This is a genomic window from Catenuloplanes niger (assembly GCF_031458255.1).
Lineage (GTDB): Bacteria > Actinomycetota > Actinomycetes > Mycobacteriales > Micromonosporaceae > Catenuloplanes > Catenuloplanes niger.
Genome location: NZ_JAVDYC010000001.1, coordinates 5,031,145 through 5,044,097, shown reverse-complemented (window position 1 = coordinate 5,044,097; position 12,953 = coordinate 5,031,145). Strand labels below are relative to the sequence as shown.

Here is a 12,953-nt window from a genome sequence, read left to right as displayed (position 1 = left end):
AGATCATCACTTCGGCGCGGCTTCCGACTCAACCTTGATCGTGCCGGCGATGATGTCGTTCTTGAGCTGGTCGATCTCGGCCTTGAGCTCGGCCGGGACCTTGCTGTCGAACTCGTGGTAGGCGCCGAGCGAGACGCCGCCGTTCTCCAGCGTGCCCTTGTAGCCGACGGCCGCGTCGAGCTTCTCGCCCTTCGAGCCCTTCAGCGCCGCGTCCTTGACGCCGCCGGAGACGCTCTTGACGACCGTGCTGAGGAACGCCGAGCAGTACTGCGCCGCGACCTCGCAGCCGTCCGAGTCGACCCAGATCACGCTGTACTTGCCGCCGGACTCGGCGGCCGCGGCCGCGGTGCCCAGGCCGGTGCCGCCGGCGACCGGCAGGATCACGTCCGCGCCCTGGCCGACGAACGTGTCGGAGATCGCCTTGCCCTTGGCCTGGCTGGTGAAGTCCTCCGCGAACGTGCCCTTCTGGGTGGCCTTGTCCCAGCCGAGCACCTTGACGGACTTGCCCTTGACCTCGTTGTACTTCGCGACGCCGTCGACGAAGCCGTCCATGAAGATGGTCACCGGCGGGATGTTCATGCCGCCGTAGGTGGCCACCGTGCCGGACTTCGAGTAGCCCGCGGCCAGGTAACCGGCCAGGTACGACGCCTGCGCGGTGTCGAACTGCAGCGGGTAGACGTTCGTCGCGTCCGGGATCGCCGCGTCGACGATCGCGAACTGCGAGTTCGGGTTCGCGGCCGCGATCTTCTTCGTGGCGTCGGTCATCAGGCCGCCGACCGCGAGGATCAGGTTGCACTTCTGGGCCGCGAAGTCGGTCAGGTTCGGCTCGTAGTCCGCGATCGCGTTGGACGCGGTGAACTTCGTGCTGATGTTGCTGGCCTCGGCCTTGGCGGCCTCCAGGCCGGCCCAGGCGGACGCGTTGAACGACTTGTCGTCGATGCCACCGGTGTCGGTGACCATGCAGGTGCTGTAGGCGGGGGCGTCGCCACCGCCGGCGGCGTTCTCCTCCGGAGCCTCGCCACACGCGGAGAGGGCGAGCCCGGAGGCCGCCAGCACCGCAAGAATCTGAATCCCACGCGCAGCGCGCAAGAGGGTCTCCTTCCAATCACTGCACACCGCACGACGGGCGGTGAATCCCACGAGACGGAGAGCGTACGCTGCCCCAGGTCACGGGTTAGACAACCGTGCACTACCTGTTGGAGCACCGTTACCCGCACGTAACTCTCCTGATCAACATTGCACCGCCGATCCGGGGCTTCGTGGGGGAATTCGCCACATGTCGCACGGATCCCGCCGGCCACCCGTGACCCAACGGTGACCGAACGACCCCGGCCGCCCGGAAAAAATTTTACGAACCGGTAACCCAACGTCAAGATCAAGATCGAGGCCACCCGAGGGTACGCACGCCACCTCCCACCGGGCCGCCCGCACTCCCCCGCCCCGCGCCGTTTCGATCTTGCATTTATGCGGAATCGATCACTATCGGTCAGGACGCGGCGACGGATAGGATCGGGTGGATGTGACGACACACCGACCATCCCCGGGGAGTCCTCATGCGACTGACGGACCGGCGGGTCCTCATCGGCGCCGGCGCGATCGTGGCGCTGGCGATCGCCGTCACCGGCATCGCGTTCGCGTCCACCTCCGGCGACGACGGTCCGGGCGCCGCCGCCCCGCCCGCGGCCGAGGCCACCCCGGCGCCGCGCCGCTCCGCGATCCTGCCCGGCCGCCCCGGCGAGTCCGCGCAGGTCATCCTGCCCACCCCGGCACCGCCCGGCTCCGAGGCGCCCGGCGCCACCGACCCGTGGAACCAGGCCGACGCCGACTTCCTGCGCAAGATGATCCCGCACCACCAGCAGGCGCTGGAGATCTCCGCGCTGGCCCCCGGCCGGGCCGCCAACCCGCAGCTCGTCGCGCTGGCCGAGCGCATCTCGGACACCCAGACGCTGGAGATCGGCTCGTTCCGCGGCTGGCTGCGTCAGCACAACCTCGGCGAGGACCTGCCCGGCCACGACCACGACACCATGCCCGGCATGCAGAGCGCCGAGCGCATGGCGGAGCTGGCCGCCCTCGAGGGTGACGAGTTCGACCGCCGCTTCGTGGAGATGATGACCGACCACCACGCCGGCGCGATCGCGATGGCGAACGAGGCACTGCGCGGCGGCACGAACACCTGGATCCAGCAGACCGCCACCTCCGTCGCCCACGAACAGGGCGTCGAGATCGACCGGATGAGCGCCATCGTCATCGGCTGAGCACGGGCATGGCGCCCGGACGGGCATGGCGCCCGGACGGGCATGGCGCCCGGACGGGCATGGCGCCCGGACGGGCATGGCGCCCGGACGGGCATGGCGCCCGGACGGGCATGGCGCCCGGACGGGCATGGCGCCCGGACGGGCATGGCGCCGGGTCGTCAGGGGACCCGGTGCAGGGCGGCCAGGAGCGTCTCGACGGCGGGGCGGCCGGCCCGGCCGGAGCTGACCAGGGCGTCCAGGCGGCGGGCGCCGGCGCCGGGTAGCGCGGTGACCCGGATCGCGGCGGTGTCCACGCCGCGCAGCGCCAGGTCCGGCACGACCGCGGCGCCCTGCCCGGCCGCGACCAGCGACAGCATGGCCGGGAAGTCCAGGCAGGAGTGCGCGCGCCGGGGCACGAAGCCGTGTTCGCGGGCGATCCGCTCCAGTGCCTGCCCGGCCGCGGACGACGCCGGCGAGCCGACCCACGGCCGGTCCGCGAGGTCCGCGTACGAGTCCGGCGCCGGCCACCGCGCCGGCACGACGATCCGGTACGGGTCCGCGCGCAGCGGCACCACCGTCACCTGCCGCCGGGTGTCCAGCCCGAGGCTCTCGTCCCGTTCGAAGAGCATCAGGTCGATCCCGCCGAGCCGCAGTTCACGCAGCGCGGGCGCGCCCTCGATCTCGACGATCGTGCAGGCCACGGCCGGATGCTCGGCGGCCAGCAGCGTGAGCGCCGGCACCAGCAGGTGCCGGATGACCGTGGAGAACGCGGCCACCCGGACCCGCCCGGCGGCCTGCCCACCCAGCCCTTCCAGCTCGCGCTGCGCCTCGGTCAGCTCACGTTCGATCGTCTCGGCCCGCGCGGCGAGCAGGCGGCCGGCCGCGGTCAGCACGGCCCGGCGGCCGGTGCGGTCGACGAGCGGCCGGCCGACGCTGTGCTCCAGCTGGGCCAGCTGCTGGGACACCGCGGACGGCGTGACGTGCAGCGCCGCGGCGGCGCCGGCCAGGCTGCCGCGCCGGGCGATCGCCGCCAGCACCCGCAATCGACGTGGATCGAGGTCCACTGAAGTCCGCCTACAGTTTCGCTTAAGGAAGTCTCGCTTCCACGTTAGCGGTCCTGTCCGTCAGCATCGACGGCATGGACATCTCGTTGATCGCGATCCTCGGCTGGGCCGGTGCCGGTGTGCTGCTGCTGGCGTACGCGCTGGTCTCCACGAAACGGCTGGCCGGCGACGGCTGGCGGTTCCAGGCGCTGAACCTGGCCGGCGGCCTGGCGCTCGCCGTCAACTCCGCGTTCTTCGGCGCCTGGCCGTCCGCGGCGCTGAACGTCGTCTGGGTCGCCATCGGCACGGTCACCATCGCCCGGATCGCCGCCGCGGCCCGCCGCCCGCCCACCGGCCTGGCGCGCCCGTCTCGCTGATCGCGAGGGTGGCGACGGAACGGGCCCGCCCCCGGCAGGGAGCGGGCCCGTCGTCGGCGGGACCGGGTTACAGCTCGGCGCAGGCGCCCGGCTCGCGGTGGTCCACGGTGTTCCGCACACCGTCGTTGACCGGGGCGACCTTGTTGTACTCACACTCCAGGCTGCCGCCGATCGTGTTGCCGGCGATGACGACCGCACCCTTGGTGTCGTGCACGTCCAGGTCGCCGGAGATCCGGTTGCCCGCCACGTACACCTGGGCCAGCTCGTCCGCCCAGACGTCACCCGTGACGCTGCTGTCCAGCAGCGAGAACGTGCCGCCGCCGGTGACCCGCACGTCGCCGGCCACGGTCGCGCCGTAGGCCAGCAGCGTAGCGCCCTTCGACACCTCCACCTTGCCGCGGATCGTGCCGCCGTCGACGCAGGTGACACCGCGCTTGACGGTGATGCTGCGGGACGCGTCGCGCAGGACCGTGTCACAGGCCGGGTACTGCGGCTGCGTCTGGACGTTCAGCTCGCTGAACCGGACGGCCGCCGCGCTGTTCGTCCGCGGGTCGTCGAGCTTCAGCACGTCGAAGCCCTTCGCGATGTCGTTCGAGTAGATCAGGCCGTTGTAGTAGTACGCCGACCACGATCCACCGGTGGCCGTGCCGGTGGTGCTGAGCGGGCCGCGCTCCCAGTAGCCGAGCTCCACCGGGTTCGCCGAGTCGGTGAAGTCCCAGACCGAGACGCCGCCCTGGTACCACGCCTGGACCAGGATGTCCCGGCCGAACGCGGGGATGATCGAGCCGTTGTGCGCGACGCAGTTCTCGTTCCACGCGTTCTCACGCGGGATCTTGAAGTAGCTCTTGAACTCGAGCTTGCCGCCGGTCAGGTCGTAGACCGCGTCCGCGCCCCGGGTCGGCCCGATCTCCGGGTTGCAGGTGGCGAGCCCACCGCCGCCGAGCTCGTCGGTGAAGATCACCTTGGTGCCGGCGTTGTTGAACGAGGCGGAGTGCCAGAACGCGAAGTTCGTCAGGTCCCGCACCCGCTCGGTGACGACCGGCGCCGCCGGGTCGGAGATGTCCAGCAGGATGCCGTCACCCATGCAGGCACCCGCCGCGATCTTCTTCGCCGGGTACGCCGTGATGTCGTGGCAGCCGGTCGTCGCGGAGCTGCCGTTGCCGCCCGGGTTGCCGCCGTCCGGGAACAGGTTCGGCGCGGTGATCACCGCCGCGTCCGTCGGCTTGTCCAGCGGCACCTTGATGATCGAGATGGAATCGTGCGGCGGGAGGCAGTCCGGGTACGTCGCGGACGGCGAGTACGACGAGACGTAGACGTACACGTCCTTCTTGGACGGCACCAGCGTGTGCGTGTGCGACCCGCAGTTGGTCTCGACCGACTTTATGTACTTCGGCGCGGCCTTGTCGGTGATGTCGAAGATCTTGATGCCCTCCCACGCGTTCTTGTCCGACGCCGGGAGAGCCGTGCTGTTGCACGAGTCGTCGCTGCGGGACGAGTCGGTGGAGAGGAAGAGCAGGTTGCCGAGGACCGAGATGTCGTTCTGCGCACCCACGCAGACGACCTCGCTGACGACCGCCGGCGCCGCCGGGACGCTGATGTCGTAGACGACGAAACCGTTGTAGTTTCCGGAGAACGCGTACTTCCCCTGGAACGCCAGGTCGGAGTTCAGCTGGCCGAACGCGGCCGACTTCGGCACGTTCGCCAGCTGGGTGAGGTTGTCACTGTGGACGATCTCGTCGACGCCGGGGATCTCCGCAGCATAGGCGGCGGTGGGTGCCGAGGCCACGGCCACGAGCGTGGCGGCGGTCGCGGCGAACCCGGCGAGACTGAGCCTGCGTAACCCTCGTGGGGTGTGGCTGGTCATACACACTGCCCTTCGATCAGGACGGCGCGGCTGCCGTACCTGGACATCGAAGCATTTGCACTCCGCAAATACCAGCCCGTTGTGAACTTCCCACCACTCTGCGTTCGTTACGCAACAGGACCGTCATAACTGAGCGGCCGGTCAACCAGGTTGCGCAGGACCCCGCGGCGACCTGCCGATGGGTTACTGTTCTCGAATGCGCGCACGTCTGTCGGACATCGCCCAGCAGGCGCAGGTCAGCGAGGCGACCGTGTCCCGCGTCCTGAACGACCGGCCGGGCGTCGCCGGCGACACGCGCCAGGCCGTGCTCACCGCGCTCGACGTGCTGGGTTACGAGCGTCCGGCCCGCCTGCGCAAGCGCAGCGCCGGCCTGGTCGGCCTGATCGTGCCGGAGCTGAACAATCCGATCTTTCCGGCGTTCGCGCAGGAGATCGAGTCGAGCCTGTCCCAGACCGGTTACACGCCGGTCCTGTGCACGCAGACGCCCGGCGGCGTCACCGAGGACGAGTACGTGGAGATGCTGCTGGACCGCCAGGTCTCCGGCATCGTCTTCGTCTCCGGCCTGCACGCGGACACCACGGCCGACCTGGAGCGATACCGGCGGCTCACCACCCGCCCGCTGCCGATCGTGCTGATCAACGGCTACACGCCGGACGTGGACGCGCCGTTCATCTCCTGCGACGACCGGGACGCCGCCGAACTGGCCGTCGCCCACCTGGTCGCGCTCGGCCACCGGCGGATCGGCTTCATCTCCGGCCCGGACCGGTTCACGCCGGTGCGCCGCAAGATCGAGGGGTTCCGCGCGGCCATGACCCGGCTGACCGGCACGCCCGGCCCGGAGCTGGACCCGCTGATCTCGCTGTCCCTGCTGTTCGGTGTGGAGGGTGGCGACGCGGCCACCACCCGGCTGCTGGACGCGGGCGTCACCGCGATCATCTCCGGCTCGGACCTGATGGCGCTGGGCGCGGTGCGGGCCGGCCGGCGACGCGGGCTCTCGGTGCCCGGCGACCTGTCCGTGGTGGGTTTCGACGACTCACCGCTGACCGCGTTCACCGACCCGCCGCTGACCACGCTGCGCCAGCCCGTGCACCCGATGGCGGTGGCCGCGGTGCGCGCGCTGGTCGACGAGATCAACGGCCACGCGGCGCCGCGCTCGGAGTACGTGTTCCGTCCCGAGCTGGTCGTCCGCGGCTCCACCGCCGCCGCCCGCACCACGCTGGCGGTCCCCGCCTGAGTCCGTGCCCGGGCCGGGTCCGATCGGTCAGGCGGAGAGCTTGGCCGCGATCCGCCGCATGCCCGCCTTGATCTCCGCGGACGTGGGCGGCTCAGCCGCCTCCAGGTGATCGTGGTCGTGACCGTCCTCGTCGAGCAGGCCGGACAGGCCCGTGTCGCCGAAGCTCTCGTCGCCGAGCTGCGGCGGCTCCTCCTCGGCCAGCCGACGCGCCTTCTCGATCTCGTCGCGGATCTCGGCCGCGGCCGTGGACGGCAGCAGCGGTTCCACCACGGCCATCAGCTGCTCGTCCGCCACCACGGACTCGGCCAACGACAGCGCGTGCTGCCGCTCGTACGGCCCGCAGACCACCGGTTCCCACTCGTCGTCGTCGGACAGCGGCCCGAACGTGATGATCCACGGCAGGTCCAGCGTCGGCGAATCGTCCGGCAGGTCAAGCGTCACCAAAGCCCCCATGGGCCTCATCATGCCAAGTGGAGCCGGTCGCCGTCATGATTCTCGACCGGGCCGCCGGAGTAGTCCCAGACCTTGCCGTGCGGACTGGTCGCCGCCCACGCGGCCGCGAACAGCAGCATCTGGTTGAGCAGGTAGAGGTAGACCAGCAGGCCGACCGCGCCGGTGACCACCGTGTACGCCGGGTTGTGCTGGGCGAGCCCGATCACGTACCGGCCGACCGTGTTGAGCAGCGTCACGCCGACGCCGACCTGCAGCACCGACGGCGCCACCCGGCGCAGTGTCATCCGCAGCCGCGGCACGGCCACCAGCAGCGCGGCGCCGAGCAGCATGTTGAGCATCAGCTGCATCAGCCAGGCGAACGCGGAGGTGAGGAAGTTGAGTCCGCCGGCCAGCCAGCCGATCAGGCCCTCCAGCGCGTCCACCGCCGCGATCGACGCGGCCAGCATGATCAGGATGCCGAGCAGCACGCCCAGGTCGACCAGGCGCCGGACGATCAGGTTGCCGGGCTGCTGGTCGAGCCGCCAGATCAGCCGCTGCGACGAGCGGATCGCCTCGACCCAGCCGATGCCGGAGAAGAGCAACCCGAACACTCCGATCAGGCCGACCCGGCCGCGGCTGTCCAGGATCGCGTTCGGGTCGATGATCTGCATGTTCTGCGACAGATAGTGCCGGACCGCGTCGAACAGGTCCAGGTTGAAGCTGAGCAGGAACCCGAAGACGGAGTACGCCAGCAGGCCGATCGCGAACAGCGCGAAGAACGAGTAGTACGCGATCGCGGCCGCGCACCGGCCGGCCAGCACCTCGCCGTACCGTTCCTGGGCCAGCCAGAAGTGATCGAAGACGCGGCTGGCCCGGCGGGCGCGCACGACGGTGTCGTCCACCGCGTGGAGCACCCGGCCGAGCACTAGCGCAGCGGAAAGTCGCGTCGGGGCTGCCAGGCGCCTTCGCCGTTGTGCAGGAACAGCGTGAACGCGTCAACCTCGAAGCGCGCCTCGAAGTCCGCCAGGTCCTCGTACGCCGCGTCCAGCGCCTCGGGCGTCACGTCCTGGGCGATCGTGACGTGCGGGTGGTACGGGAACTTGAGCTGCCGGTCGATGTCCTCGGCCGCCGCGATCGCCGAGGCCAGCCGCTCGCACTCGCCGATGCCGGTGGCGACCGCCACGAACACCACCTGGGTGAGCGGCCGGAACGTGCCGGTGCCGCGCAGGTGCAGCTCGAACGACGGGTGCGCGGACGCGACCGCCGCCAGGTGCTTCTCGATGGCGGGCAGCGCGTCCGCGTCGATCTCGGTCGGGCCGAGCAGCGTGACGTGCGCGGGCACGAACGCGGCCTGCGGGTCACCGGCCTCGGCGCGGCGCGCGGTGAGCACGCTGCCCCACGGCTCGGGGATGTCGACCGCGACGCCGACCTTCGTGGTGTGCGGCACCTACGCCTTCCCCGCGAGGAAGCCGATGCGGTCGTAGACGGTCGCCAGCGTGGCGGCCGAGACCTCGCGCGCCTTCTCCGCGCCCGCGGCCAGCACCTTGTCCAGCTGCGCCGGGTCGTCGAGGTAGGTCTTGGTGCGCTCCTGGATCGGCGTGACGAAGTCGACCACCACGGCGGCCAGGTCCTTCTTCAGGTCGCCGTAGCCCTTCCCGTCGTACGCGCCGGTCAGGTCCTCGATCGTCCGGCCGGTGAGCGCGGAGTAGATGGTCAGCAGGTTGGCGATGCCCGGCTTGTTCTCCGGGTCGAAGACGATGTCGCGGCCGGTGTCGGTGACCGCCGACTTGATCTTCTTGCCGGACCGGGACGGCGTCTCCAGCAGCTCGATGATGCCGTTCGGCGACGAGGCCGACTTCGACATCTTCGCGGTCGGCTCCTGCAGGTCGGTGATCTTCGCGGTGTCCTTGATGATGTGCGGCGCCGGCACCGTGAACGTCTGCCCGTACCGGTGGTTGAAGCGCTGCGCCAGGTCGCGGGTCAGCTCCAGGTGCTGCCGCTGGTCCTCGCCGACCGGCACCGCGTCCGCCTGGTAGAGCAGGATGTCCGCGGCCTGCAGGATCGGGTACGTGAACAGGCCGACGGAGGTGCTGTCCGCGCCCTGCTTGCCCGACTTGTCCTTGAACTGGGTCATCCGGCCGGCCTCACCGAACCCGGTCAGGCAGTTCATCACCCAGGCCAGCTGCGCATGCTCGGGCACGTGCGACTGCACGAAGAGCGTGCTCCGCTCCGGGTCCAGGCCGATCGCGAGCAGTTGCGCGGCGGAGACGCGGGTGCGCCGGCGCAGCACCGCGGGGTCCTGCGGGATCGTGATCGCGTGCAGGTCGACCACGCAGTAGAACGCGTCGTGCGTGTCCTGCAGCGGCACCCAGTTACGCAACGCACCCAGGTAGTTGCCGAGGTGGAACGAGTCGGCGGTCGGCTGAATGCCGGAGAGCACCCGGGGACGCGGCGTTTCAGACATGGACACCATTCTGTCAGCGCCTCGGGAACCTTGTCACACAGGTATGGGTCGTACCCTGCATGGAGAGAGTAGGTTGAAGGTTCAACTATCGCGATGACGACGCCGGGAGGCCACGGTTGCTGGCACAACGCGACGAGGAGATCGGCGACGATGACGAGCGCGCCCTCACGGAGATCTACCACGCCTGCTACCGGCGGCTCGTGACGCAGGTCTACGCGTTCACCACGGACCTGACCGAGGCGCAGGACGTGGTGCAGGAGGCGTTCGCCCGCGCCCTGGCCCGGCCGGGCACGCTCACCTCGCTGGACAATCCGGAGGCCTGGCTGCGTACCGTCGCGATCAACGTGGTCCGGCGGCGCTGGCGGCGGCGGAAGCTGCTCGACACGATCCTGCTGCGCGACCGTCCGCTGGTCGAGGCCGTCGCGCCGCCACCCGGCCCGGAACGGCCGGACGTGCACGCGGCGCTGGCCCGGATCCCGGCCGGCTACCGCCAGGTGATCACGCTGCACTACTTCGCCGACCTGCCGGTCGAGGAGATAGCCGCGCTCCTCGACCTGCCCACCGGCACGGTCAAGTCCCGCCTCTACCGGGGGCGGGCCGCGATGTCCGAGCTGCTCGCGGACTACCCCGGGCACGCACCAGAACCGGCACCGGAGAAAACCGAGACAATGCCCAAGCCAGCACCGGTACGACGCAAGGCCGCCCCGCTGCCCGGGGTCGCGGCCGCGGGGGTGGAGGTGGTCCGTGCCCGCTGAGGACCCGTCGCTGGACGAGCGCCTCGACGCCGCCCGCAACGACGTGCTCGGCCGCATCTCGCAGCCACCGCTCGGCGCGCTGCGGGCCCGGGCGCACGCCCACCGCGCCCGTCGCCGGCGCGTCGCCACCGCCGCGGTCGCCACGCTCGCGGTCCTGACCGGCGGCGTGGTCGCGCTGCGCCCGCAGCTCGGCGGCGACACCGGCCGGGGCGCGCCGATCGCGGCCGTCCCGGTCACCGCGAGCCCGTCCGGTGCCGCCGGCCCGACGCCGGACACGTCCGTCACCAGCAGCGACGGCATCACGCTGATCGGCCTGGAGGACCGCGCCGAGATCACCGAGCTGCCCGGCCGGATCGGCCAGGTCGCGTTCGTCGACAAGACCACCGGGTACGTGCTGAACGACTGCACCGGCGACCCGCGCTGCGCCCGCACGCTGGCCCGGACCACGGACGGCGGCCGGACGTGGGAGACCAGCCCGGTCGACACCGACCTGGAGATCACCGAGCTGAACGCGTTCGCCGGCGGCACCGTGGTCCTCGGCTCGAAGACCGAGTCGCTGGTCTCCGGCAACTCCGGCCGGGACTGGACCCGCGTGCCGAACGACGCCGCGTCCACGAACTCGCTGACCGACGGCGACGTGATGTGCCGCCGTCAGGCCGAGAGCGGCGCGTTCCGGACCGCGGCGCTGTCCACCGGCGGCCGCGCGGTCGCACTGGCCACCCAGCCCGCGCTGGACGTGCGCTGGGTCGCGCCGGCCGCCACCGCCTCGCGCGCGTGGTGGGTCGCGGGCGTCGACCACGCCGGCCGGGCCGCGGTCGCGGTCACCCACGACGCGGGCAAGAGCTGGGACCTGCGCTCGTTCGGCACCGGCGGCGTCGAGGGCATCTCGGTCGCGGTCCGCAACGAGCACGTCTACGTGATCGTCACCGGCAAGGACGACGCGGTGCTGGCGATCCACCACTCCACCGACGGCGGCGGCTCGTTCCACGCCACGCGCACGGCCGGCGGCGCCGACCGGCCGGGTTCGGTGTCCGGCGAGGCGGTGCCGCTGCCGGACGGCCGGCTGCTGGTCGCCAACGGCGGCGCCACCTGGTGGGTCAGCGCCGACCACGGCGCCACGTTCACGAAGCTGACCGGCTCGCTGCCGACCGTCGGCGAGCTGCGCCGGACCACGGCCGGCTGGGTCGCCGAGAACCTCTACGGCGCCGGCTACGTCGCGTTCTCCACCGACGGACTCACCTGGCAGAAACTCTGGATCACCTGACGCGCCCGCCCTTCTGGGCGCGACACGCGAATGGCCCCGGGCGTCGCCCGGGGCCATTCGCACGACCGGGACCGGGCGCCCCCGTGCCGCGGGACGCCTCGATCACGGGCCGGGGTCAGCGGCGGTGCGCGCCCGGCGCCGCGGTGGCGGCGAACGTGGTCGGCGGCGTGAACGAGCGGGCCGCGTAGGCCTTCTCCACCGCGGCCCGGACCTCGTCCGCCGCGGACACCTCGACCAGCGCGAGCACGCACCCGCCGAAGCCGCCGCCGGTCATCCGGGCGCCGAACGCGCCGGCTTCCAGCGCCGCGGAGACCGCCAGGTCCACCTGCTCCACCGTGATCTCGAAGTCGTCGCGCATGGACGCGTGCGACGCGGTCATCAGCGGGCCGATGCCGCGCACGTCGCCGGCCCGCAGCAGCTCCACCGTGCGCAGCACCCGGTCGTCCTCCGTGACGATGTGCCGGGTCCGGCGGCGCAGCACGTCGTCGTCCAGCCGGGCCAGCGCGTCGTCCAGCCCGGACAGCTCCACGTCGCGCAGCGCGGGCACGCCGAGCGCGGCCGCGGCCGCCTCACAGCTGGCCCGGCGCTCCGCGTACTCCCCGTCGACCAGCTGGTGCGGCGCGTTGCTGTTGATCACGAGGATCGCCAGGCCGGCCGCGGCCAGGTCGAACGGGATGTGCTCGACCTCCAGCGTGCGGCAGTCCAGGAACAGCGCGTGGCCCTCCCGGCAGCGGATCGACGCGGACTGGTCCAGGATGCCGCTGGGCATGCCGACGTATCCGTTCTCACCGAGCTGCGCGATCGCCGGCCGCTCCTCGACCGGCACGTCCAGCCCGCCCAGGTCGACGAGTGCGCCCAGCACGGCGGACTCCAGCGACGCGGAGGACGACAGGCCGGCGCCGAGCGGCACGTTCGAGGTGATCGCCAGGCGGGCACCGGGCACGTCGTACCCCCGCTCGCGCAGCGCCCAGACGACCGAGGCCACATAGGCGCCCCAGCCGGGGACGCCGCCGGGTGTGAGGTCGTCCTCGGTGAAGCGGATGGTCTCGCCGTTCAGCGCGGACCACGCCTCCCAGGACTTCCCGGGGAGCCGGGCGGCGGACACCTCGGTCCGCTGCGGGATGGCGAAGGGCAGCACGAAGCCGTCGTTGTAGTCGGTGTGCTCGCCGATCAGGTTCACCCGGCCCGGCGCGACCCAGGTGCCCTCCGGCGCGCCGGAGAAGATCGACGCGAAGTGCGCAGCCGACGATTCGTTCGCAAGCTCACTCATGCCGTCTCCTCCGCTT

General features: G+C 71.5%; 12 protein-coding genes and 1 pseudogene. 5 read left to right on the top strand and 8 right to left on the bottom strand.

What is annotated here, in order from left to right; genetic code table 11:
* Positions 1-6 precede the first annotated feature (6 nt).
* Complete coding sequence (locus J2S44_RS22430; RefSeq protein ID WP_310429850.1) at positions 7-1,071, bottom strand: BMP family lipoprotein; 1,065 nt, start codon at positions 1,069-1,071, stop codon at positions 7-9.
* A gap of 482 nt (positions 1,072-1,553) precedes the next feature.
* Here J2S44_RS22430 and J2S44_RS22425 point away from each other — a divergent pair, with 482 nt between their 5' ends.
* The gene (locus J2S44_RS22425; protein ID WP_310417312.1) at positions 1,554-2,255 is read left to right on the top strand and encodes a DUF305 domain-containing protein; all 702 of its coding nucleotides are present in this window, start codon (positions 1,554-1,556) and stop codon (positions 2,253-2,255) included.
* A gap of 158 nt (positions 2,256-2,413) precedes the next feature.
* Here the strand turns inward: J2S44_RS22425 and J2S44_RS22420 are convergent, their stop codons facing one another.
* Positions 2,414-3,298: a LysR family transcriptional regulator gene (locus tag J2S44_RS22420; RefSeq protein WP_310417310.1), complete on the bottom strand. Its 885-nt coding sequence runs from the start codon at positions 3,296-3,298 to the stop codon at positions 2,414-2,416.
* 74 nt (positions 3,299-3,372) lie between these two features.
* Between J2S44_RS22420 and J2S44_RS22415 the strand changes: the two genes are divergently transcribed.
* Positions 3,373-3,654 carry a CBU_0592 family membrane protein gene (locus J2S44_RS22415; protein ID WP_310417307.1) on the top strand — a complete coding sequence of 94 codons (282 nt, stop codon included), beginning with the start codon at positions 3,373-3,375 and terminating at the stop codon, positions 3,652-3,654.
* Between the two features lie 493 nt (positions 3,655-4,147).
* Here the strand turns inward: J2S44_RS22415 and J2S44_RS22410 are convergent.
* A pseudogene (locus J2S44_RS22410) lies at positions 4,148-5,518 on the bottom strand (LVIVD repeat-containing protein); the annotation flags it as partial.
* A gap of 178 nt (positions 5,519-5,696) precedes the next feature.
* Between J2S44_RS22410 and J2S44_RS22405 the strand changes: the two are divergent.
* Positions 5,697-6,752, top strand: coding sequence for a LacI family DNA-binding transcriptional regulator (locus tag J2S44_RS22405; RefSeq protein ID WP_310417304.1), 1,056 nt, complete (start codon positions 5,697-5,699; stop codon positions 6,750-6,752).
* 27 nt (positions 6,753-6,779) lie between these two features.
* Here J2S44_RS22405 and J2S44_RS22400 read toward each other — a convergent pair whose 3' ends face one another.
* From J2S44_RS22400 to trpS, 4 genes are read right to left on the bottom strand one after another with little or no spacing between them, the layout of a single operon-like run.
* Positions 6,780-7,205: a hypothetical protein gene (locus tag J2S44_RS22400; protein ID WP_310417301.1), complete on the bottom strand. Its 426-nt coding sequence runs from the start codon at positions 7,203-7,205 to the stop codon at positions 6,780-6,782.
* A gap of 8 nt (positions 7,206-7,213) precedes the next feature.
* A complete protein-coding gene (locus J2S44_RS22395; RefSeq protein WP_310417299.1) occupies positions 7,214-8,086 on the bottom strand; it encodes a YihY/virulence factor BrkB family protein in 873 nt (290 codons plus the stop codon).
* A 23-nt stretch (positions 8,087-8,109) separates the two neighbouring features.
* Complete coding sequence (locus J2S44_RS22390; protein ID WP_310417296.1) at positions 8,110-8,631, bottom strand: 2'-5' RNA ligase family protein; 522 nt, start codon at positions 8,629-8,631, stop codon at positions 8,110-8,112.
* Positions 8,632-9,648 (bottom strand): tryptophan--tRNA ligase, encoded by a 1,017-nt coding sequence (gene trpS / locus J2S44_RS22385; protein WP_310417294.1) that lies wholly within the window; start codon positions 9,646-9,648, stop codon positions 8,632-8,634.
* 116 nt (positions 9,649-9,764) lie between these two features.
* On the opposite strand from trpS, the gene J2S44_RS22380 reads away from it, so the two are divergent.
* Positions 9,765-10,403, top strand: a complete 639-nt coding sequence (locus tag J2S44_RS22380; protein ID WP_310417291.1) for an RNA polymerase sigma factor — start codon at positions 9,765-9,767, stop codon at positions 10,401-10,403.
* Positions 10,393-11,667, top strand: coding sequence for a hypothetical protein (locus J2S44_RS22375; RefSeq protein ID WP_310417288.1), 1,275 nt, complete (start codon positions 10,393-10,395; stop codon positions 11,665-11,667). Before J2S44_RS22380 ends, J2S44_RS22375 begins: the two co-directional genes overlap by 11 nt.
* 115 nt (positions 11,668-11,782) lie before the next feature.
* Here J2S44_RS22375 and galK read toward each other — a convergent pair whose 3' ends face one another.
* Entirely contained in the window at positions 11,783-12,937 is a 1,155-nt protein-coding gene (galK, locus tag J2S44_RS22370; RefSeq protein ID WP_310417286.1) for a galactokinase, read from the bottom strand.
* Positions 12,938-12,953: the final 16 nt, after the last annotated feature.